Annotated in this window: 25 protein-coding genes, 1 tRNA gene and 2 pseudogenes; 16 read left to right on the top strand and 12 right to left on the bottom strand. The window is 63.4% G+C overall.

Going from position 1 to position 20,564, the window contains the following annotated elements:
• Positions 1 to 207 precede the first annotated feature (207 nt).
• Positions 208 to 1,827 (top strand): ABC transporter substrate-binding protein, encoded by a 1,620-nt coding sequence (locus JQ616_RS14120; RefSeq protein ID WP_212015239.1) that lies wholly within the window; start codon positions 208 to 210, stop codon positions 1,825 to 1,827.
• Positions 1,828 to 1,992: 165 nt separating this feature from the next.
• On the opposite strand, the gene JQ616_RS14115 is transcribed toward JQ616_RS14120, so the two are convergent.
• Positions 1,993 to 2,271: a hypothetical protein gene (locus JQ616_RS14115; protein WP_212015238.1), complete on the bottom strand. Its 279-nt coding sequence runs from the start codon at positions 2,269 to 2,271 to the stop codon at positions 1,993 to 1,995.
• Positions 2,272 to 2,604: 333 nt separating this feature from the next.
• Between JQ616_RS14115 and JQ616_RS14110 the strand changes: the two genes are divergently transcribed.
• Positions 2,605 to 2,844: a PilZ domain-containing protein gene (locus JQ616_RS14110; protein ID WP_212015237.1), complete on the top strand. Its 240-nt coding sequence runs from the start codon at positions 2,605 to 2,607 to the stop codon at positions 2,842 to 2,844.
• Positions 2,845 to 2,930: 86 nt separating this feature from the next.
• On the opposite strand, the gene JQ616_RS14105 is transcribed toward JQ616_RS14110, so the two are convergent.
• Positions 2,931 to 3,017: transfer RNA gene (locus tag JQ616_RS14105), tRNA-Leu, on the bottom strand.
• 225 nt (positions 3,018 to 3,242) lie between these two features.
• On the opposite strand from JQ616_RS14105, the gene JQ616_RS14100 reads away from it, so the two are divergent.
• Positions 3,243 to 3,677: a twin-arginine translocation pathway signal gene (locus JQ616_RS14100; RefSeq protein WP_212015236.1), complete on the top strand. Its 435-nt coding sequence runs from the start codon at positions 3,243 to 3,245 to the stop codon at positions 3,675 to 3,677.
• Positions 3,678 to 3,728: 51 nt separating this feature from the next.
• Here JQ616_RS14100 and JQ616_RS14095 read toward each other — a convergent pair whose 3' ends face one another.
• Both JQ616_RS14095 and JQ616_RS14090 read right to left on the bottom strand, forming a co-directional pair.
• A complete protein-coding gene (locus JQ616_RS14095; RefSeq protein ID WP_212015235.1) occupies positions 3,729 to 4,931 on the bottom strand; it encodes an FAD-dependent monooxygenase in 1,203 nt (400 codons plus the stop codon).
• Between the two features lie 7 nt (positions 4,932 to 4,938).
• Positions 4,939 to 5,184 carry a zinc-finger domain-containing protein gene (locus JQ616_RS14090; RefSeq protein ID WP_021077734.1) on the bottom strand — a complete coding sequence of 82 codons (246 nt, stop codon included), beginning with the start codon at positions 5,182 to 5,184 and terminating at the stop codon, positions 4,939 to 4,941.
• Positions 5,185 to 5,433: 249 nt separating this feature from the next.
• Here JQ616_RS14090 and JQ616_RS14085 point away from each other — a divergent pair, with 249 nt between their 5' ends.
• Both JQ616_RS14085 and JQ616_RS14080 read left to right on the top strand, forming a co-directional pair.
• Positions 5,434 to 6,567 (top strand): hypothetical protein, encoded by a 1,134-nt coding sequence (locus JQ616_RS14085; protein ID WP_212015233.1) that lies wholly within the window; start codon positions 5,434 to 5,436, stop codon positions 6,565 to 6,567.
• Positions 6,568 to 6,660: 93 nt separating this feature from the next.
• Positions 6,661 to 7,413 carry an alpha/beta fold hydrolase gene (locus JQ616_RS14080; protein WP_212016296.1) on the top strand — a complete coding sequence of 251 codons (753 nt, stop codon included), beginning with the start codon at positions 6,661 to 6,663 and terminating at the stop codon, positions 7,411 to 7,413.
• A gap of 15 nt (positions 7,414 to 7,428) precedes the next feature.
• On the opposite strand, the pseudogene JQ616_RS14075 reads toward JQ616_RS14080, so the two are convergent.
• Positions 7,429 to 8,820, bottom strand: a pseudogene (locus JQ616_RS14075) (hypothetical protein); the annotation flags it as partial.
• Positions 8,821 to 9,002: 182 nt separating this feature from the next.
• Between JQ616_RS14075 and cysE the strand changes: the two are divergent.
• Positions 9,003 to 9,830 carry a serine O-acetyltransferase gene (gene cysE, locus JQ616_RS14070; protein ID WP_212015231.1) on the top strand — a complete coding sequence of 276 codons (828 nt, stop codon included), beginning with the start codon at positions 9,003 to 9,005 and terminating at the stop codon, positions 9,828 to 9,830.
• Between the two features lie 138 nt (positions 9,831 to 9,968).
• The gene (locus JQ616_RS14065) at positions 9,969 to 10,181 is read left to right on the top strand and encodes a DUF3126 family protein (RefSeq protein ID WP_021077729.1); all 213 of its coding nucleotides are present in this window, start codon (positions 9,969 to 9,971) and stop codon (positions 10,179 to 10,181) included.
• Between the two features lie 78 nt (positions 10,182 to 10,259).
• On the opposite strand, the gene JQ616_RS14060 is transcribed toward JQ616_RS14065, so the two are convergent.
• Complete coding sequence (locus tag JQ616_RS14060; RefSeq protein ID WP_212015229.1) at positions 10,260 to 10,970, bottom strand: hypothetical protein; 711 nt, start codon at positions 10,968 to 10,970, stop codon at positions 10,260 to 10,262.
• Positions 10,971 to 11,190: 220 nt separating this feature from the next.
• Between JQ616_RS14060 and JQ616_RS14055 the strand changes: the two genes are divergently transcribed.
• Together JQ616_RS14055 and JQ616_RS14050 are read left to right on the top strand one after the other, a co-directional pair.
• The gene (locus JQ616_RS14055; RefSeq protein WP_212015227.1) at positions 11,191 to 11,520 is read left to right on the top strand and encodes a DUF6949 family protein; all 330 of its coding nucleotides are present in this window, start codon (positions 11,191 to 11,193) and stop codon (positions 11,518 to 11,520) included.
• 191 nt (positions 11,521 to 11,711) lie between these two features.
• Positions 11,712 to 12,242, top strand: coding sequence for a gamma carbonic anhydrase family protein (locus JQ616_RS14050; protein ID WP_212015225.1), 531 nt, complete (start codon positions 11,712 to 11,714; stop codon positions 12,240 to 12,242).
• 103 nt (positions 12,243 to 12,345) lie between these two features.
• Here the strand turns inward: JQ616_RS14050 and JQ616_RS14045 are convergent, their stop codons facing one another.
• A complete protein-coding gene (locus tag JQ616_RS14045) occupies positions 12,346 to 13,317 on the bottom strand; it encodes a LysR substrate-binding domain-containing protein (RefSeq protein ID WP_349629994.1) in 972 nt (323 codons plus the stop codon).
• A 101-nt stretch (positions 13,318 to 13,418) separates the two neighbouring features.
• Here JQ616_RS14045 and JQ616_RS14040 point away from each other — a divergent pair, with 101 nt between their 5' ends.
• The 3 genes and pseudogenes from JQ616_RS14040 to JQ616_RS14030 all read left to right on the top strand — a co-directional run.
• The gene (locus JQ616_RS14040; protein ID WP_212015223.1) at positions 13,419 to 14,678 is read left to right on the top strand and encodes an amidase; all 1,260 of its coding nucleotides are present in this window, start codon (positions 13,419 to 13,421) and stop codon (positions 14,676 to 14,678) included.
• A gap of 39 nt (positions 14,679 to 14,717) precedes the next feature.
• A complete protein-coding gene (gloA, locus tag JQ616_RS14035) occupies positions 14,718 to 15,098 on the top strand; it encodes a lactoylglutathione lyase (RefSeq protein WP_349629993.1) in 381 nt (126 codons plus the stop codon).
• A 40-nt stretch (positions 15,099 to 15,138) separates the two neighbouring features.
• Positions 15,139 to 15,372: pseudogene (locus tag JQ616_RS14030) on the top strand (IS5/IS1182 family transposase); the annotation flags it as partial.
• Positions 15,373 to 15,375: 3 nt separating this feature from the next.
• Here JQ616_RS14030 and JQ616_RS14025 read toward each other — a convergent pair.
• Positions 15,376 to 15,630, bottom strand: coding sequence for a hypothetical protein (locus JQ616_RS14025; RefSeq protein WP_212015221.1), 255 nt, complete (start codon positions 15,628 to 15,630; stop codon positions 15,376 to 15,378).
• A gap of 87 nt (positions 15,631 to 15,717) precedes the next feature.
• Here JQ616_RS14025 and JQ616_RS39290 point away from each other — a divergent pair, with 87 nt between their 5' ends.
• The 3 genes from JQ616_RS39290 (at position 15,718) to JQ616_RS14010 (ending at position 17,013) form a co-directional block, all read left to right on the top strand.
• Complete coding sequence (locus JQ616_RS39290; protein WP_249136777.1) at positions 15,718 to 16,017, top strand: hypothetical protein; 300 nt, start codon at positions 15,718 to 15,720, stop codon at positions 16,015 to 16,017.
• 155 nt (positions 16,018 to 16,172) lie between these two features.
• Positions 16,173 to 16,652 carry a hypothetical protein gene (locus JQ616_RS14015; protein ID WP_212015219.1) on the top strand — a complete coding sequence of 160 codons (480 nt, stop codon included), beginning with the start codon at positions 16,173 to 16,175 and terminating at the stop codon, positions 16,650 to 16,652.
• Positions 16,653 to 16,764: 112 nt separating this feature from the next.
• Complete coding sequence (locus JQ616_RS14010) at positions 16,765 to 17,013, top strand: hypothetical protein (RefSeq protein ID WP_212016400.1); 249 nt, start codon at positions 16,765 to 16,767, stop codon at positions 17,011 to 17,013.
• A 376-nt stretch (positions 17,014 to 17,389) separates the two neighbouring features.
• Here the strand turns inward: JQ616_RS14010 and JQ616_RS14005 are convergent, their stop codons facing one another.
• The 3 genes from JQ616_RS14005 to JQ616_RS13995 all read right to left on the bottom strand — a co-directional run bounded on the left by JQ616_RS14005 (position 17,390) and on the right by JQ616_RS13995 (position 19,247).
• Positions 17,390 to 17,881, bottom strand: a complete 492-nt coding sequence (locus tag JQ616_RS14005; protein WP_212016286.1) for a hypothetical protein — start codon at positions 17,879 to 17,881, stop codon at positions 17,390 to 17,392.
• A 154-nt stretch (positions 17,882 to 18,035) separates the two neighbouring features.
• Positions 18,036 to 18,566, bottom strand: a complete 531-nt coding sequence (gene fabA / locus JQ616_RS14000) for a bifunctional 3-hydroxydecanoyl-ACP dehydratase/trans-2-decenoyl-ACP isomerase (protein ID WP_212016283.1) — start codon at positions 18,564 to 18,566, stop codon at positions 18,036 to 18,038.
• A 33-nt stretch (positions 18,567 to 18,599) separates the two neighbouring features.
• Positions 18,600 to 19,247, bottom strand: a complete 648-nt coding sequence (locus JQ616_RS13995; protein WP_212015217.1) for a TetR/AcrR family transcriptional regulator — start codon at positions 19,245 to 19,247, stop codon at positions 18,600 to 18,602.
• 95 nt (positions 19,248 to 19,342) lie between these two features.
• On the opposite strand from JQ616_RS13995, the gene JQ616_RS13990 reads away from it, so the two are divergent.
• On the top strand, positions 19,343 to 19,693 hold the full coding sequence (locus tag JQ616_RS13990) for a hypothetical protein (protein WP_212015215.1): 351 nt from the start codon (positions 19,343 to 19,345) through the stop codon (positions 19,691 to 19,693).
• 32 nt (positions 19,694 to 19,725) lie between these two features.
• Here JQ616_RS13990 and JQ616_RS13985 read toward each other — a convergent pair whose 3' ends face one another.
• On the bottom strand, positions 19,726 to 20,340 hold the full coding sequence (locus tag JQ616_RS13985) for a transglutaminase-like cysteine peptidase (RefSeq protein WP_212015213.1): 615 nt from the start codon (positions 20,338 to 20,340) through the stop codon (positions 19,726 to 19,728).
• Positions 20,341 to 20,564 lie beyond the last annotated feature (224 nt).

The following is a 20,564-nucleotide window of genomic DNA, read 5'->3' as shown; positions in this document are numbered from 1 at the left end:
CGCCGACGATTTTGTAAAGCTAAAATCTGACGCGCGGCCTCATTCGTTTGTGTACGTCCGATCCGGATCAAAACCGATTGACGCGCTTGGCGCTTGGTGCAAGTCTCGATTTCACAAGCCATACAGCGTGTTAGTTCGCCTAAATAACGAACCGCATGCATAACGAATAAGCCGGCTTTGACCAGTTACACGTCAGGAGAGATTTGCATGTTCCCTATCTCGCGTTGGAAGCGCCGCACGCTCGCGGCTGCATTGTCGGCGCTCGCGCTGTCATTCGCCCCGCAGCAATTGTCATTTGCGCCGCCGGCGATGGCCGCGGACAAGACCATCACCGCGGTGATGCATTCGGATCTGCGCGTCATCGACCCGATCCTGACCACGGCCTACATCACCCGTGACCATGGCTACATGGTCTACGACACGCTGGTGGCGACCGACTCCAACTTCAAGATCCAGCCGCAGATGGCGGACTGGAAGGTGTCCGACGACAAGCTCACCTACACCTTCACGCTGCGCGACGGTCTGAAGTGGCACGACGGGACGCCGGTGACGGCCGAGGACTGCGTCGCATCGCTGAAGCGCTGGGCCAAGGTCGACGGCATGGGCCAGAAGCTGATGGACTTCACGGCGAGCCTCGAAGCCACCGATGCGAAGACGATCACGCTGAAGCTGAAGGAGCCCTACGGCCTGGTGCTGGATTCGATCGGCAAGCCGTCGTCGCGCGTCGCCTTCATGATGCCGAAGCGGCTGGCCGAAACGCCGCCGGACAAGCCGATCCCGGAACAGATTGGTTCGGGTCCGTTCAAGTTCGTGCAGGCTGAATTCCAGCCGGGCGTGAAGGCGGTCTACGTCAAGAACAAGGACTATGTGCCGCGCAAGGAGCCGGCGAGCTGGACCGCGGGCGGCAAGGTCGTGAAGGTCGACCGCGTCGAGTGGGTCACGATGGCCGACGCACAGACCGCGCTGAATGCGCTGCAGTCCGGCGACATCGATTTCCTTGAGAACCCGTCGTTCGACATGTTGCCGATCATCGAGGGCGACAAGGACCTGAAGGTCGAGACGCTGAACAAGTTCGGCTTCCAGACGCTGGGTCGCATGAACTTCCTCTATCCGCCGTTCGACAACATCAAGGTTCGCCAGGCGGCGCTGATGGCGATCAACCAGAAGCAGGTGCTCGACGCGCTGGTCGGCAATCCCAAATATTACAAGACCTGCGTTGCCTTCTTCATCTGCGACACGCCGTTCGCAACTGATGTCGGCGGCGAGACGCTGCTGAAGGGCGGTGACATGGCGGCGGCCAAGAAGGCGCTCGCCGAGTCGGGCTATGATGGCACGCCCGTCGTCATCATGGCGCCCGGCGACGTCACCACGCTCAAGGCGCAGCCGGTCGTCGTTGCCCAGCAACTGCGCGACGCCGGCTTCAAGGTCGACCTGCAGGCGACCGACTGGCAGACCGTTGTGACCCGCCGCGCCAGCCAGAAGGCGCCAAAGGACGGCGGCTGGAACATGTTCTTCACCAACTGGGTGAGCGCCGACGTCTCCAACCCGATCGCCAATCTCTCGATTGGCGGGCAGGGCAAGAATGGCGGCTGGTTCGGTTGGGCCGAGGATGCCAAGATCGAGCAGCTCAAGGATGCCTTCGTTCGCGCGCCGTCGCTCGACGAGCAGAAGAAGATCGCGGCCGATATCCAGAAGGAAGCCTACGACCAGGTCATCTACATCCCGCTCGGCCAGTATCAGGGACCGAGCGCATGGCGGAAGTCGCTGAGCGGCGTGCTTGACGGCCCGGCGACGCCGATCTTCTGGAACATCGACAAGTCAGAGTAAGCTTGCGGCCTGACGCAAGACCAATGGCCGGGACGCGTCCCGGCCATTTTTCTTTCGCTGACTGTTAAAGCGCGATGAGATTGGATTGAATCGTCATCGCGCCTTAGGTGCTTGTTTGAGCATGATCCTTTCGGAAAACCGCTTCGCACTTTTCCGGATCATGCTTTAGTGGGCGTGGCCTGATCTCGTGCTGCTCGTGCTCGACAGGCTGGTGAGCTGCGTCTGTCCGGCGTCGGCGCCGTTCATCAAGACAGCGGCGCCGGCGGCAAGCGCCAGCAATCCGTACAACATGATCGCGCCGCGAATCCATCGTCGGTAGATCGCGCGCTCGTCGGGCGTTGCGTCACGGAATGTCTGTGCATTGAGCCCGTTGCTGCAATGGGCCGCATCGTCACCGTGTTCGAGACTCGAGGCGCCATGATCGCGCGCCTTTGCAATCGCCATCGCCGGTCTCCAGGCAAAATTGATGTCGAAATGCGGTGGCCGCGAAATGTGCGGCCGGAATTTCCAATGCGCGGAGGTTACACCCCGCGGCGATCACTGCGTGTGAGCCTCGCCACAATCGGACAACACGATGAGGTGATGCGAGCATCGTGATACCGCGCGCACCTGCGCAGGCTGTTTGACCGCAGCATTGGCATGCCAGTTCTGCTGGACGCGCCTTAAGGTTCCCGTCAGGATTGCGCCGTAACCTGAGCGATAGTCTGTGTACCTAGCTCCCATCGGTTCATGGCCGACGACCCCACCAGGCCCGCACCAGCCAACGCGCACCAGCCAATGCCAACCGAGGAGCGGCGTGGCGGCTCGCGTCGCCGCGTCCTCAAGTCGGGGGCGATCGAATTCGGCAACGAGGCGATCCCCTGCACGGTCCGCAATCTCTCGCCTCAAGGCGCCTGCATCGAGGTCAGCTCGCCGCTCTGGTTTCCCGATCGCTTCGTGCTCGCCGTCGACGGCGAGCGGCACAGCTGCCGGGTGATCTGGAAGAAGGAGCGGCGGATCGGATTGGGATTCGAGTAGCGCACGGCGCCGTCCTGGACGGCCCGCCTTCGGTCACTGCGCTACGAGACAGTTGCCAGGGCTGCCAAGCCGAAGCTCGCGAAGGCTGGTGCGGGCGGTGGGAGTCGAACCCACACGACGTTGCCATCGAGGGATTTTAAGTCCCTTGCGTCTACCAGTTCCGCCACGTCCGCGTTGCGCCAGGCGCGCCGATTTCTAGCGCGTTTGGGCGCGGAGTGGAATTGTCATTATCCGGTGCTAACAGGTGCGGTTTCAAAGGCTTAAGCTTGCGGCCTGCGATTCCATTTGCCTCCGTCGCGCCGCATTGGGATAAGCAGCGCGCCGCCGCGATTGAGCCTCAATCCGGACACCGGTGGCTGCTTTAGGCAATCTCAACACTGTCTGACTAAGAAAGCCGAATGTCTGTTCGTTTCCCAAGCCGCCCAAATCTGTTGCGCGCGGCAGCCATGGTTGCGCTGCTCGCCTCGGCCGCGGCGGTTTCCGGCTGTGCGCAGATCGGCGACAGCGTGCCGTCGGCATTTGCCGATCCCGCCAAATACGACCTGTATGACTGCAAGCAGCTCGAGGCCGAGCGCGCGAGCCTCAAGGCCCGTGCGACCGAGCAGGAAAGGCTGATGGCCAAGGCGGAGACCGGCGTCGGTGGTACCGTGGTCTCCGAGATGGTCTATCGCAACGAGCTGATCTCTATCCACTCCCAGCAGAAGCTTGAGGAAGAGGCCTGGCGTAAGGGCAAGTGCCACGAAACCCCGCCGGACACCCCTGCGGCCGCCGCACCGGCAGCCCCCACGCCGGCGCCGAAGGGTCCGCGCGCACCGCGCGGCCTCGTCCACTGAGATAGGCACTTTGGGCCCGTGCGCGCGCAGGGCATGCGTCGACCCGATCGCTCAGGCGCGCCAATCGTAGATCCAGTCCTGTCGCGCCAGCATGCGCTCCGGACCGATGGCGCGGATCGCCAGATCGCGCGCGATCGCCGCGGCTCCGCTCAAATGATAGATGCGGCCCTGCTGCCGCGCCATGCGCTGCACCTTTGCGACGCGCGCGCGCCGCATCTGCGCGTAGCGTTTCAGCGCGGCAGGAATGTTTGCGGTGTTCTCCCCGGTACTGTCGCTCAGCGCCTTGGCGAGCACGGCGGCATCCTCGATCGCCATGCCGGCGCCTTGCGCGGCAAACGGCAACATCGCATGCGCGGCGTCGCCGAGCAGCGTCACCGCGCCTTCGCTCCAGCGGCCGATATGGGGCAGGGTGAACAGCGCCCATTTGCGCCAGCCGTCGACCGCGCCGATCAGCATCCGCGCCGTGGCGGGCCAGCGCGCCGTGGTGAACGCGTCCTTGATCTCGTTGATGTCGCCGGGGGCGCTCCAGCCCGGCCGGTTCCAGGTGCCTGACACGATCGCGACCACATTGATCTGGCGGCCTGCGGAGATCGGATAGGCCACCAGATGTGCGTCCGGCCCCATCCACAGCTGCACGCGCGGCGCGGTGTATTCACGCGGCAAAGCGGTTGCATCCAGCGTGCCGCGCCAGGCGATCAGGCCGGAGAATTGCGGTTGTACATCCGGAAACAAATGTCCGCGCACCGACGACCAGATGCCGTCGGCGCCGATCAGCGCAACGGCCAATTCCTCCTGCCGTGAATTGCCGCGGCGTTGCACCACGGTCAGGCCCTTGGCGTGCTTGGTCACGTCCTCGAACTGGCAGCCGAGCCGCAGGTCGATATCGGGATGGTCGTTGACGGCGTTCTGCAACGCGGTCTGCAAATCGGCGCGGTGGATCACCCAATAGGGCGCGCCGGCGCGGAACTCGGCCGCCTGGCCGAGCGGCATCCGGGCGATCTCGCCGCCGGCCCGCGCGCTCAGGATGTTGACGGATTCCGGCGTCACCGCGCGCCGCGCCAGCGGCTCCTTGAGTCCGAGTTCGACCAGGATGCGGCTGGCATTGGGAGAGAGCTGGATGCCGGCGCCGGCTTCCTCGAGCCGCTCGGCCTTCTCCAGCACCACGACGCGAAAGCCTTGTGCCGCCAGTGTGAGCGACGCCGTCAGTCCTCCGATCCCGGCGCCAGCAACGATGACGGTTCGCGTCAGCGCCACGGAGCGGTCAGGCGACCTTGTCTTTCAGCACGCATTCCGGCGGCCGCGCTTCGCCGGCAGCGAGGTCTGGCGCGAAGCGATACAGCGTCGAGCAGTATGGGCAGATGATCTCGTTGTCGTTGCCGAGGTCGAGGAACACGTGCGGATGATCGAACGGAGGGTTGGCGCCCACGCACATGAACTCCTGCGATCCGATTTCGATCACCGAGACTCCGGCATCGTTATGGAAGTGCGGGACGACGTGGTCGGACATATTCTCACCTTGGTGGCAACGACGGGCAGACGCAATCAACAGCATGCGGCATCGCGAAATGCCGCGCACCATACTGGCGGGAACGGTTGATTCCTAGAGCCCCGATGGCTCATTTGCTCATGCAAATTCGACACAATCTTGTCGTCCCAGAGAAGCCCTTCTTTGGTCGGAGCCGTTGTGTCTCAAAAACGGCACACTATTTCCAAAGCGACTTGAACAAGGCGAATAAAACTAGAGGTTTTCAGCGGCATGTACGGGGTGCGCCTCAGTTTCGCGGTGGCCGGCCTGGCGGCAAGCGCCGCCGTCGGCGCAGCCATTTGGCCGCATGCCCGTGACGCCGGCACCGTGCTCGCTGTGCGGGACGATCCCGTGGCGCTTGCCGACATCAGGCTCAATTCCGTCCTGCGCAACAACCCGGCGTTGATCTCGGACAACATCGAGGCAGCACTTGCCGCAGGCGACGCTGACCTTGCGACCAGCTTCGTCGCGCTCGCAGGCGACAAGAATATCGCGCTCAGTGACGAGCTCACCAAGCGTGTCGACGACGCGCGCACCGAGCAATCATCCACCACGCATTTCGCCAAGGGGTTCGCCACCGGCCTCGTGACCGGCAATGCCGACGATGTCGCAAGCCTGTCCGGCACGGTCGCGGGCGACCTGTTCGTGTTCGGTGATGTCAGGGATGTGGTGCGCGAGGGCAAGCATCTCGTGATGGGCGAGGATACCGACCGGCTGGTACTGGGCCTTGCGGCCGCCGGGCTCGCCGTGACCGCGGCGACTTATGTCTCGGTCGGCGGCGTTGCGCCGCTGCGGGCCGGGCTGACCCTGGTCAAGGATACGCGCAAGGCCGGGCGGCTGAGCGAGGGCATGATCGAATGGGCCGGACGCTCGACCCGCGAGGTCGTCGATCAGCCGGCGCTGCGCGAGGCGGTCGCGTCCGGCTCGGTGCTGCGGCCGATGGAAACCGCAACCGCGATCCGCGCGGCATTCCGCGCCGAGAAGGCCGGCGCGCTGGCGCGCACCGCGAAGGATGTTGGACGCATCGGCGAGGCGGCCGGGGTTCGCGCGGCGCGGGACACGCTCAAGGTCGCGGAGAACCCGCAGGAGATCGCGCGCGCGGCCCGCATAGCCGAGGCGAAGGGCGGCCAGACTCGCGCCATCATCAAGCTGCTCGGCCGCGGCGCGCTGCTGCTCGCGGCCGGTGCATTCGATCTCTCCATGTGGCTGTTCGGTGCGCTGCTTGCGCTGTTCGGCTTGCTGTCGTCGATCAAGGCCACCACGGAGCGGACCACGGCGTGGTGGCTCAGACGAAGCAAGGCGTTGCGCCTGGAGCGGCAGATGGCTGCCCAGGCGGCGCTGGCGAGTATGCCCGCCAAGGGCTAGGCTTCTGGTCAGGCTTGCGGTCGCAAGTCGATCGCCAATCGAAAATCTCAAGAAACAATCCCAAGCAAATCCCAAGCAACGACGGAATGCATGATGCCGAGTTTCCATCACGGCGATGTTGAAATTGCCTATATCGACGAAGGCGAGGGCGAGCCGATCGTGCTCGTGCACGGCTTTGCCTCGAGCAAGAACGTCAACTGGATCTATCCGACCTGGGTGTCGGATCTCGTCAAGGCCGGTCGTCGCGTCATCGCACTCGACAATCGCGGCCACGGCGAATCCGCCAAGCTCTACGACGTCGCGCAGTACGAGATCGCGATCATGGCAAGCGACGTGATCGCATTGATGGATCATCTCGGAATCGCGCGCGCCGACATCATGGGCTATTCGCTGGGCTCGCGGATGACCGCGATCCTGGCGCGCGAACATTCCGATCGGGTGCGCTCGGCGATCCTGGGTGGCATCGGCATCGGGTTGATCGAGGGCGGTGGGCCGGGCGAGGCCGTCGCGCTGGCGCTGGAGGCGCCATCGCTCGAGGATGTCACCGATCCGGTCGGCCGCACCTTCCGCGCCTTTGCCGATCAGACCCGTTCCGACCGCCGCGCGCTGGCGGCCTGCCTGCGCGGCTCGCGCCGGCTGATGACGCGCGAGGAGGCCGCCGGCATCAGCGTGCCGGTCCTGATCGCGGTCGGCAGCAAGGATGAGATCGCGGGTTCGGCGTCAGCGCTCGGCCGCATCATTCCGGGGGCGGAGGTGCTCGACATTCCGAACCGCGACCATATGCGAGCGGTCGGCGACAAGGTCTACAAGACCGGGGTCATCGATTTCCTGTCGCGGCGAAAATAGCCCGTCGGCTTCGTTCTCGGCATCGTCCCTGGCGAAGGCGCGCGCGGCCGCGATCAGCACCACGAAGGTCGCAACCCACACCAGGCGCGCGCCATAGCGGTCGTGCGGACCCGAGATCACGCCGCAAACGACGGCATTGCCGAGCAGAGCGAGCGTGACGGTGCCCGCCAGCAGCGTGAGGTCGTCGAGCCGTCGCTGCCACAGCCCGCGGCCGAACAGCAGCACGACCAGCAGCATCGAGCCCAGCGCGACCGGCACGTGGATGCGGTTGATCGCGGTGAAGTCGAGATGCCACTTCTGTTGCCGCGCCGCGCGCATCGGCGCGACCTGTGCGGGAATGTAGCGCTCGATGATCCCATAGGTGTGCGGGATCCAGCCGTTGCTGCCTTCGCCGGTCGCGACATGCATGAGCTGGTCGACGGTTGCGATCAGCGCCGCTTCGGCCTGCCATGCCGGATATTCGGCCAGCGAGCGCTTCACGATATAGCCCATCTCGTCATTCAGTCCCTGGAAGCGGCCGAGCGTGTTGAACATGCTATGGCCCCACAGGAAGTCGTCGGCGGTCGGCGGCAACTCGTTGCGATAGGGGCAGAGCTTCAGGTTCTCCTTCGCGCAATGGTCGCGCAGATATTGCGTGACGATGCCATCCTGCAGCATGCGGCCGAAGGCGACACCGATGCCCCCGGGCGTCCAGGCGAGCTGTCCGGACAGCGCGAAATTCGCCGCCAGCAGCATTGCCGCGCCGGCCAAGGTCGTCAGGCTGCCCTGCACGAGGCTTGCGACCGGAATGCGCCGGCGGAGCCATGGACGGAGCATCCAGCCGACGCAGCACAGGCCGAGTAACACCGCGAGCGTCGCGCTGTGGGTTGCGGCTGAGAACGCGGTGAAGCCAAACAGCACGGACTTCTCCAGCGTCGAGATCCGATCGCCGCAGAGCACGAGGATGAAGAGCGCGAGCACCGACAGGCCGGCGAAGATGTCGGTGAGCAGCATGCTCGCAAGCCAGGGCAGGGCGGTGGTGGCGATCAGCACGAGGCTGATCGCGATCAGCCGGACCGGCCGGGCGAGGTCGAGCACGCGCAGCGTCAGTTGCAGGATCCACAGCGTCGCCAGCGTCTGGACGCCAAGGTTGAGCCAGAAGCCCGATGTCTCGCCGAGATGGAGGTAGATGCCGTACACGGTGGACCGGCTCGGCACCAGATAGCCCTCGTACCAGCGGGCGAGATAGCCGCCGGTATCCCATTGGAGCAGCGGATAGCCGTTCCAGAAGGCAGGGGCGAGCAGGAGGAGGGGGATGGCAATGGTGGCAACCCAGACCGACCGTGCATCGGTCAGGCGGGCGCGCAAACTCTGCGTATTGATGATGTTTCCCCCTTTTATTGGGGCTGACCATGCCCAAAACCACACTGGCGACGAAATCCGCCAATAGTTGCAGAAGCACGGCTTGATTTCGGCAAAATCCCGACCAATTCCCCTAGACGTCGGTCCGGGGGCGTTCGGCTGGGGTTTACCGTGCCAAGCCTTCCCGGGACGCGCTGGGTCCATCGTGCTATAACGCACGTCAGAACAACCGAATTGCGAGAGCAGCTATGGCAGTTCATCAGGTCAATCCGCAGGGCGCGAAGCTGGCTTCGCTCGATCCGATCTGGGATCGGATTCGCGGCGAAGCGGAAGACATCCTGCGGCGCGAGCCGGAGCTCGCATCCTTCATCTATGCGACCGTGCTGCATCATGAGCGCCTGGAAGATTCGGTGGTCCATCGCATTGCCGAGCGGCTCGACCACGCCGCGCTGTCGGGTGACCTGATCCGCCAGACCTACGGCGAGGCGCTGCGCGACGAGCCCGATCTCGGCAACGCGTTCCGTGCCGACCTCGTCGCGGTCTATGACCGCGATCCCGCGACTTCGCGCTTCATCGATCCCTTGCTCTACTTCAAGGGCTTTCACGCGCTGCAGACCCATCGTCTGGCGCACTGGCTCTATCAGCAGGGCCGCAAGGATTTTGCGTTCTACCTGCAGAGCCGCTCGTCGGCGGTGTTCCAGACCGACATCAACCCGGCGGCCCGGATCGGCCGCGGCATCTTCCTCGATCACGCCACCGGCTTCGTCTGCGGCGAGACCGCGGTCATCGACGACGACGTCTCGATCCTGCATGGCGTCACGCTCGGCGGCACCGGCAAGGAGAACGAGGATCGCCATCCGAAGATCCGCCACGGCGTGCTGATCGGCGCCGGCGCCAAGATCCTCGGCAATATCGAGATCGGTCACTGTGCGCGCATCGCGGCGGGCTCCGTCGTGGTCAAGCCCGTTCCGCACAACGTCACCGTCGCGGGCGTGCCGGCGAAAATCGTCGGCGAAGCCGGCTGTGCCGAGCCGTCGCGCACCATGGACCAGATGCTCAACGCGATCGGGCTTTGATTTCATTCGCTTTCTGATCGGCGGCGCGCTTGTGCGTGTGCGCAACATCACGTCGCCAAAGCCTGAAAAGGCTCTGGCGATCTTCGGCGTCTCGTCCTAAAACTCCCCCGAAAATCATCGACCCGATTGGAGACGGCCGTGGACGTTCAGGAAGTCAGGAAGCTCGACGCGTATCTGAAGCGCGTGTTCAGCAATCCCAAGATCCGCGTGGTGCCGCGGCCCAAGAAGGACGACTCGGCCGAAGTCTATATCGGCGAGGAGTTCATCGGTGTGCTGTTCGTCGACGACGAGGACGATGATCGCTCGTTCCAGTTCCAGATGGCCATCCTGGAAGAAGATCTGGCTGAGTAAGGGCTGAGCAGTCTCAGATCGTCATTGCGAGGAGTGCCGATCTTTCGATCGTCACCTCGCTCCGCCGCAATGACGGAGTTACCCCTTCGCGCTGTGCATTTGCGCGGAGAGGCGGTCCATCGCGGTGGCGATGTCGCGCCATTGTGCGAGCCAGCTGCGCGGAAAGCGGAAGGTCAGGTCGGCGCCCTCGATGCGCCGCTCACTCAGGCACATGCCGGGCGTCGACGTATCGCGCGTGCAGCGTGCGATCAGCTGCGGCTCGGTCGCGGTGAACAGGTCCTCGCCGCCATAGGGTGTGCCGTCGCGGAACGCACGCGCGGTCAGGCCGTCGTCGGTCGTTGCACGCTCGTCGAGATAGCGCGGATAGATCGTGCGTACGCGCATATCGGGCGCGAGTGAATCGTGATGCGCCGAGATCGACGCGAAGATTCGGTCGATCGGCTGCACCTTGTCCTCGACCGTATCGGCGCTGTAGTGCTTCGGCGCGGCGGGCGCCTCCAGCGACGGGTAGAGGAAGCTCAGATCGACGCGTTCCTGCGGCCCGGAATGGCGCTGGATCTTCATGCGCACCGCCATGGTCGGCACGTTGAACAGCGTGCCGCCGACGCTCACCGGCAGCCGCGACGGATCGCTCACCGGCACAGTCGTGTACGTCGGCCACAGCAGATAGGCGACAAGCGCAATCGCGCTGGCCGCGATGATGGCCGAGGCGATGATCGGAACGAGATGCGCGCGCGGGTTGCGGCGGGTATCGCGGGCGAGATGCTGGGCCGTCGAGAGAAGCGTCATGAACGAAGCAAAGACCAGGTCGAGGGTGGCCGAATCATCTGCCGAATATGCCACGTGGCGAGGAATTTCCGTACGATTCCAATGGAATCCCTTCTTGAATGGCCATGCGCAAACGCCGCGTCCGGCGCACCGGATTAACCTTTCCTTAAGGATGATGTGGCGGCCGGCGGCCAATTCTGCGAAGCAGGCGTGAGTGGCCTGTAGCGTAGCGGAAGTTCCGATGTCGCCCGATACCCTGAATTCCCTGTTTTCTCTCTTCATCGGCTTCGCACTCGCCGGCGCACTGGCCAGCGGCTATCAGGCGATGGCGGAGCGCCCGGCGGGCTTCGGCCTGTTGCAGGACGGCGTGGCGCCGAAGACCTTTGCCGCGGTCCCGTTCCTGGTCTTCGCCGCACCGTTCATCATCATGCGCAACACGCTGCGCGGCGCGCGCATCGAACGCCGCCGCTTCGAGTTCGTGATGATGGCAACCGTCATCTCCGGATTCTGGAGCCTGATGTCCGGCACCTTCTTCATGATGACGCTACGCGCTGCGGGCGTGCTCGGCTGACCGGCCATGATCCGCGTTCGGATCATGACTGCACTTGCTTGAAACCACATCAGTCGCTGTGCCAAGGTCGTCCGGACGAGAGGTTCGGTTCTGGTTGAATCAGAACACGCAGCTCCGGATTTGCGCTTTGACGCGTTTTCTTCACGCGAACCGGCGTCCACTTCGCTCGAAAACGCTCCAGGGAGACATCCATGGCGATCTACGAACTCGACGGGCAGGGGCCCGATCTTCCCGCTGACGGCAGCTACTTCATCGCCGACAATGCCGTTGTGATCGGCAAGGTCCGCCTCAAATCCGCGGCGAGCGTCTGGTTCGGCGCGGTCGTGCGCGGCGACAATGAGTGGATCGAGATCGGCGAGGGCTCCAACGTCCAGGACAATTCGACCCTGCATGTCGATCCCGGTTTTCCCCTGACCATCGGCAACAACGTCACCATCGGCCACAATGCGATCGTGCACGGCTGCACGCTGGAAGACGGCGTGCTGATCGGGATGGGCTCGATCGTGATGAACGGCGCGCGCATCCGGCGCGGCAGTGTGGTTGGCGCCGGTTCGGTCATCACCGAGGGCAAGGAGTTTCCGGAAAACTCCCTGATCATCGGCGCGCCTGCGCGCGTGGTGCGCACACTCGACGCCGCGCAGGCCGAGGCGCTGTCGCGACCGGCGAAGTCCTACGCGATCAGGGGCCCGCAGTACAAAGCCGGACTGAAGAAGATCGGCTGAAGCACGATCCGGAAAAGCGCGAGGCGGTTTTCCGAAAAGATCATGCCTGGACAAGAACTTTACGCCGTGTATCCCTAAGCCAGTTGACGTGACGCGACGAAGGCTACGTCAGTTTTGTTGCTGAAGCGCGACCCGGAGCGGCGGAGTGACGCTGTGGCGCGCGTTCGGCTTCCTTCTGAATGAAAGGCTGGAGCTCGGGAACGCCGGCCAATTTGGCCTCCAGTGTTTCCAGAAGGATGTCCATCAAACGACGAACGGCCGGCGCGAGTTCTCGTCGTGCATCGTGCAGGCACAAAGCGATGGTTGGCACCGGCGGCAATCCGGAACGATCGTCGAGAACCATAACCGAGGGTGGAAGGCCCAGAGCCGTACGTACGGTAATCCCCAACTCTGCTTCGACCGCGGCCCAAAGTCCATGGAGACTTGGGCTTGTGAAGGCGGTGCGCCAAGGGATGCCGGCCTTATCAAGAGCATCAATGCCGGCCTGCCGGAAGAAACAGGGTGGCCCATACATCACAAGCGGCAAAGGCTCGCAGCTTTCGTGCGAGACCTGACGTGATGCTGGCCCGATCCACTTCATCGGCAAATCGGCAAGCCGATGTGCGTCGCTTCTATCTTGGCCTCCGAAGGCGAGAACCAGATCGAGATGCCCTTTGTCGAGTTGCTCAAGCAGCACGGCGTTTCGGTCGACCACTGCTTCGATCAAGACGGTTGGATGCGCACGTTTGAAGCGGCCCAAGGTGGTTGACAGCCAGGTTTCCGCAAGATCGCTCGGCAACCCAAAACGGACCGTTCCCTCGACTGCAACCCCGCGGACTGCCGCGACTGCATCGTCATTGAGTTCGAGCATCTTGCGCGCATAGGCGAGCATCACATCGCCGGCCTCGGTCAAGGCGACGCCGCGTCCGTTCTTTCGATAGAGCGCCTGTCCCAGTTGCCCTTCAATACGACGGATTTGCTGGCTGACCGCCGATTGCGTGCGACCGATCCGATCGGCAGCACGGTTAAAACCACCAAGGTCCTGAGCCGTAACCAGGGTTCGCAGGACGTCGAGATCCAGATTGATATTGGCCACAGTTCAATTCCATTAAACAGTTGTGCCAGAAATATTAATTTTTTTGATGGAATTGCAAGGCCTAGTTTCGCGGTGGCTCACCTGCTTGGGACAATTTCGACATGGACGCCGCTCGCCTGACCGCCACCGAGGCCTCGCGCCTAATTCAATCCGGCAAACTCAAACCCGCCGATCTCTTGGAAGCCTGTCTCGCGCGCATTGCCGAGCGCGAAACCAAGGTCCAAGCGTTTGCCTTCATCGATCCGGCACAGCCGCGTGCCGCAAAATCCCTTCCCGGTCCGCTTCACGGCATACCCGTCGGCGTGAAGGATGTTTTCGATACTGCCGACATGCCAACGGAGCACGGCTCGCCGATCTGGAAGGGCTGGCGCCCGAAGACAGACGCCGCGGTGGTGAATCTGACACGCAACGCTGGCGCGGTTGTCATCGGCAAGACCGTCACCGCCGAGTTTGCAATCCGAACGCCAGGGCCGACCGCTCACCCGCAAACGCTCCGCCATACGCCAGGCGGCTCAAGCAGCGGCTCGGCTGCCGGGGTTGCCGACTTCTTCTTTCCCCTCGGCACTGGCACTCAAGCGATGGGCAGCTTGATCAAGCCGGCGGCCTATTGCGGCGTGGTCGGATTCAAGCCGAGCTTCGGGCTGATCAATCGTGGCGGCGTTAAACTGGTATCAGAAACGCTGGACACGGTTGGCATCATCGCGCGTAGCGTTGCAGACTGCGCGCTGTATGTCGGCGCTATATCAGGACAGGATCTTGGCAATCCGGACCTCAGGCCGGAGCACGCGCCACGTATCGGCGTCTGCCGCTCGCCGGCGTGGGGCAAGGCGCAGCCCGAAACCCAACGCTTGGTGACCAATGTGACCGCGACGTTGGCGCGTGCTGGTGCATTGGTCAGCGACTACGAGCTTCAATCGGACTTTAGCTCCGCGTTTCAGACATTTTCGCACGTTTTGAACCGCGAAGCCGCGCAAGGATTGGGGTGGGAGCTAACGCACGCGCGCGACCAGGTCAGCCACACGCTGCTCGAACAATTGGATGCGGGCCTTGCGGTGACATGGGAACAGTATTCCAAGGCTCTTGCAGCGCTCGCGCAGGTTCGCGAGCGGTTCTCATCGACGCTGGGCGATCTCGATATTCTCATTACGCCAGCGGCGACTGGCGAAGCACCGGAAGGTTTCAGTTCAACCGGAGATTCGTCCTTCAACTCGCTCTGGACCGCTTTGCACGTGCCCTGTTTGACCGTACCGGCCGGCACGGGAGCGAACGGCCTACCTCTCGGCATTCAGGTCATCGCACGGCGCGGCGACGACCGTGCGGCTCTCGCCTGGGCGCAATGGATCGCTTCAGCGCTCTCCTAATCAGCACGTTTCTTCTCATCCAAATCAAGGGGGCTCTCCGTGAGTAAGATTCTCTACACGATGATCCGCGTCGGCGATCTCGACCGTAGCATCGCTTTTTACAAGCGACTTGGAATGCAAGAGATACGGCGTCGCGATGTGCCCGACGGAAAATACACGCTGGCGTTTCTCGGCTTCGACGGCGAAGGCGGGTCCGGTATCGAGTTGACCTATAACTATGGTGTCGCAAGCTACGAGCACGGAACAGCGTTCGGCAATCTCGTGATCGGCGTGCCCGATATCTATCGCCTCTGCGAGGAAGTGCGCGCGACAGGTGTGAAGATCAGACGCGAACCGGGGCCGGTCAAATTCGGCACTTCGATTATTGCCTTCCTTGAAGATCCCGACGGCTACAAGGTTGAATTGATCCAGGATCCTTAAGTTGGGTCATCGAAGAATTGGAGTGGACGCCGCGTGTGGAATCAAAAAGAGGGCGTGGGCCAACATCCTGCCGAAATGCAATCATGGCGATCCGATTTGCTTCTGCCCCTATCTCTATCGCGCTCGCAATCAGCTTGCGCGGCTCTTCAACAGGATCAAACAATGTCGTGGCGTGGCAACGCGCTACGAGAGGCTTGCGGTAAACTACCTTACCTTCGTCCAACTCGCATCCATCCGGCTGTGGCGCGCCGCGCGTTATGAGGCCGCGCCCTAGCTTTCAACGCCTGCGTCGCTTCTTGCGTGCGCCCTTCTGTGCGGGGCGTGGCTTCGCTGCAGCCTCCTGTGGCCTTGCCGCTTCCTGAAGCCTTGCGCTCTTGCGCAGCGCATCTCTCAGGTCGATCGGAATGCCGTGCTTCTTGAGCAGGTCGGCGAAGGCCTCGTCGGCGAGCTCCTGCAAGGTCGCCATCCGGTCGCGGCCAAGCTGCTTCAGCTTGTCGAATGTGTCGTCGTCAAACTCGATCAGCTTGCGCAATTTGCATTGCCCCCAAACTGTATTGCTCCAACGCCGGTGGGAACCGGCGTTTTGTGGACCCGTTGATGTCCGCAAGGGAGAATTGCCATGCCCAAATTATCCGCTACCGCCGCGTTCGCGACAATCGCCGTTCTGCTGGCACCCGCAGTTGTCGTCGCTCAGGGCACCGGGACCGGCAGTCCCTCATCGGCCAGCCCTATGTCGCCGCAAGTCACATCGCCGCCAGGCACCAATAGCGCCGGCACCGCGCAATCCTCCGGCCGGCTGAACAGCGGCGAGGGCGTCACCACCGGCTCGGCGTCGTCGACCGAAAATCTCGACAAGGCGATCGAGGACGAGAACAAGTCGGTCGATCGTCGGGTCAAAGGCATCTGCCGCGGCTGTTAACCTTTGAGACCGCGCGCTTGATGAACACGGGTCGCGCAGAAGTGAGCGCGGCATCGACGCGCAGCCGAAGCCTCGGTCCTACATTGGGTTAGCATGCGCGGGACGCGGCGGAGGAGGCTTGAAGCGAAAAGCCTCGGAAAGAGGAGTAACGGGTGATGTTGCGTAAGACGATGATTGCCTTGCTGGCGACGGCATCGGCTGTCCTGTTCACGGTCGACGCCGCGTCGGCACGCGGTGGCTTCGGCGGTGGCGGATTCCACGGGGGTGGAGGCTTCCACGGCGGTGGCGGCTTCGGCGGCTTCCACGGTGGTGCATTCCGCGCCATGGGCGCGGGCGGCGGCTTCCGTTCGGCTGCGATCGGCGGTTGGCACGGTGGTGGCTGGCATGGTGGCGGCGGCTGGCATGGCGGCTACTATCGGCGCGGCTGGGGCTATCCGCTTGCCGCGGCTGCGATCGGCTTCGGGCTCGGCTATGGCGCCTACGACTACTACGACGGCTACTATGGCAATCCGTACTACGCCGGTTACGGCTATGACGACGGCTATGGCTATGGTGACGGCGGCTGCTACATCGTGCGCCGCAGCATCATGACGCCGTATGGCTGGCGGGTCCGGCACGTGCAGGTTTGCAACTGAGCCATCCGTTGACGCATGGCCGTTCCATTCGATCGCCATGCTGATGGTCTTGGAATGATCGCGCGGCCGGCGTTTCGATGCCCTGCGACCGCGTCGGCTGTCGCGCACTGGTATGCAGCTTGCTTATGCTTTGCGGCAGTTGGTGCGTGAACGCGTCGCGACAACAAATGGCCCGGCTGCGATTGGAGCCGGGCCTCAGAGGGCCTTCAAGATGCTGACCATTCCTGATCTGACATTGCTGTTCATGGTGGTTGTTTCGAGCCTTGCCGTTGCGTTGATCTATATGCTCCACGAGCTCGAGCCGAAGCTTGCGCGGCTGCGGCTGAGGGGCAATCGCGTGTTGCGGGATCGCAGCAAATAGATCGCTAACGCCGGCTGAGATCGGACGCAGCTGGGGCCGGAGGATCTGCGCGCGGCTGACGGCATGCGCGCAATCCGAACCGTGAGTCGAGGCCCAAAAAACAAGGCCGTCGACGTAGTATACCGTCAACGACCTTGCCAGCCCCGGATATTGAAATCGGCTCACGCCATCCGGTCATTGAAGGATGACTCGGATTCGAACGCCGATATGTGAAGCAGTTCACAAAGTCCGGATTAATTCACGCTAACGGGCACTCATGCGAGGCTGCAGCGGCTGGCCTGGAGTCCCGAAAGTTCCACCTTAGCCGCTGATGTTGTTCGGGAATTGGTGCATTTTGATGGCCGGCCGGTCGCTGGGCGGGCGGCACGCGAAATCGTCAGCCGCGCGAGCGGTGGCGCTTCCGGTTGGCGCTCCTTGAGGCCTTCGAGCGCTTGCGCGGCTGGGGCTCGGCGGTCGGCTCGTTGGCCTGTGCGCTTGCCAGTGACTGGCGCAGACCCTCGACCTGTTCGGTCAAGGCGGCGACCTGATCGACGAGCTTCTTGGCGTCGGCCTGTTGCAGGGCGAACTGCTTGCGCATGGTCAGCAGTTGGTCCTGCACCTCCTGCAACTGGTCGATGGATTCCTGCTGGGTGACCTCCATGCCCTTGGTCTTTTCCACCAGGGCCTCGGAGACCTGCGCGGTCCGCGCCTGCAATTGACGGGCGGCGACCATCCGGTCGGTCTCCGGCACGTTGCCGCTGAAGCTGCGCCACAGCGCGATCGAGCCGATGCCGAACAGCACGAGCACCAGCGCCACGGCGCCGATCGCGATCGGCTGCACGCCGGTCAGGCTGCTGACTTGTGCATTCCGGGGGGCAAGTTCGACCATGCGACCAGAACCGGACATCAATTGAAAGGTTCCGAATAGCACAACCGCTGCGCGGGCAAAACCCCCGGCAATTCAAGCAGGTGGCGCGGGGAGTGCAAAACCCGCCGCAAATTCCGGGGCTGCTGCCCCAAAACGGGACTGTCCGCGGGTGGGCTCAGCGCGTCGGTGCAATCAGGCCGACCCTCATGTCCTTCGCCAGATAGACGCAGGCGCCGTCGGCAAGCACACGGCCATCGGCGATGCCCAGCACCAGCCGTCCGCGCCGGACCTGGCGCATGTCGACCTCATAGCGCACCAGCCTGACGTCAGGCGTGATGTGCCCCCTGAACTTGACCTCGCCGACCCCAAGCGCCCGGCCTTTGCCCGGCGAACCCGACCAGCCCAGCCAGAAGCCGATGATCTGCCACATGGCGTCGAGCCCGAGGCAGCCCGGCATCACGGGGTCGCCGGCAAAGTGACAGGCGAAGAACCAGTGGTCGGGTGCAATGTCGAGTTCGCCGGCAACATGGCCTTTGCCGAAGGCGCCGCCCTCGGTGCTGATCTCGGTGATGCGATCCATCATCAGCATCGGTGGCGCCGGCAATTGCGCATTGCCGGGACCGAAATAGCCGCCATCGCTGGAGCGCAGCAGATCCGGCTTGCCGTAGGACGATTGCGGCGTGTGAAAATCGTGCGGGTTGAACAAGATGGCCACCGACCTTGCAGTTGTAGTTGATTGTTAGCTGCGGCGCCGCCGCCTGGCTTTGGACCCCACCGATGCCGGCTCGGCGGGCAGCCGCAGCGCGGCGGCCATGAAGGCCCAGATGTCGCCGGTCAGCCTTGCGGGATCAGGCCGCCGTTCGCCTGTCAGCGCACGGATCAGCGCTTGGCGGATGCCGCCGATCATCAGCGCGATGGTGAGGTGAGGATCAATGTCGCCAGGCACGATCCCGTCGCGCTGCGCGGCCTGAAGCATCCGCGACCCGGCCGCGAGCTGCCGGGCGGTGAAGGCGGTCTCGACATCGAGGACCTCCGGTGCGCGGCACAGCGGACCGATCACCAGGGCGGCAAACGGGTGCTCGTAGTGAAAGGCGATGTAGGCGCCGATGCGCTGCCGTTCGCGGTCCGCCCAGGTCTTGGTGGATAAGGTCCCGGCGAACGGCTTGGCGCCGCCGAAGGCGGCCGCATCGAGACGCTCGTAGAAGTCTTCGACCACGGCGGCGATCAGGCCGGCCTTCGATCCGAAATGGTGATAGGCGAGCCCGACCGAGACCTGCGCTCGCCTGGCGACGGCCTGCATCTCGAGGTGGCCATGGCCGTCGATGAGCTCCGCTTGCGCTGCCGCGAGCAGCCGTTCCGGTGCCCCCGGGCTGGTTGCATCCATCATGTGCCCATCCACTGAAATGAATTCAATTCAATATGGGATGTGCCGGGAAGTCAAGGCTGGGATATAGGACGGCCGGGCGACGAGATGGTGTTGCGATGACATTTGCAATCAAGACCGAGATCCGGGATCCAGGGACCGTTGCGTTCACCTTCACCGCGCAAAAGACCATGTATGGAGGCAAGCACGTCGCCGCCGGCGGCATCGTGTTCGAAGCGGCCGCTGGGGCGCGACGAGCTCAAGCGCTTCAATCGGCGCCTTCGCCGATCCGCTCAGCGAACGCGCTTTGCCGACCGGTTTGCGCAGAGATCATGCCGAAACAGACAAGCCTGCGCGGCGCGGATCAGCGCTGCGCAGGTTCGTCGTATGCGCAAAAGGTCGCGGCCAGCCATTGGGGGATGGCTGGCCGCGCGCGAACCGGTCTGGGACGGGGAGGGGTGGGGATGTGACCGGGTCGCGAACTCGAAATGTCCTGTTCTGCTCAGCGCGAGCTTGCGGTTGAAACTGCGGGGCGGTTGTCGCCGAGCGAGACCCACACGTTCGGATCGCTCTGCGATTGCCGCTTGACGAAGCGGTAGCCGGTCTCCGTCCAGGCGACGATGCTCTCGTTCTGGTTATCGAGCACGAACTCGCCCTTGTCGGTCTTCACCGTCAGCACCGCGTGGCCTTCGCCCTTCTTGTCGCGGACCACCGTGATCAACAGCGCCTCGCGGGGCCAGCCGGCGTCCATCAGCATCTTGCGCTTCAGGAGCACGTAGTCCTCGCAGTCGCCGTAACCGTCGGTCGGCAACGACCATTTCTCGATCACGCCCCAATGATCCATGTCGGTCATCGGCTTGATGGATTCGTTGACCCACTTGTTGACCCGCACGAGGTCGCGCCAAGCGGTCTGCGACAACACGATGTCGCGTGGTTGCGTCGCGCCGCCGCGGCACTCGGCCGGATTGTCGGCGCAGAATTCGACCCAGCCGATCGGCGAACGCGCGACGTCCCCCAGGCTGGCGTAGACCACGTCGCCGGCCTTGGCCGACACGCACGTTGCAAACAGGATGGCGGCAACCGCCAAACCTTTCCCCTGTCCCCTGAAACCAAACATTGTGGCCCCCGTTCTTCTTGTTGGGACCACGTTTCGCACAAAGTTTTTTCGCCGCCGCTAAGTGCACAAAGTAGATTTGACGCGAATACTGATAAAAGCTGCGGCGAAGTTGAACTGTACTTGAATCGAATTCGCGTAAAATTTGAAACAACTGCAATTGATTCAAATTTTACGTATTAACGCGCCGAACGTTGCGGCAGCGTGGTTTGTTGCGTCAGAAGTTC

The sequence above is a fragment of the Bradyrhizobium tropiciagri genome (assembly GCF_018130545.1).
Lineage (GTDB): Bacteria > Pseudomonadota > Alphaproteobacteria > Rhizobiales > Xanthobacteraceae > Bradyrhizobium > Bradyrhizobium tropiciagri_A.
The sequence above is the reverse complement of the archived record's forward strand: the minus strand, read 5'-3'. Positions and strand labels throughout refer to the sequence as shown.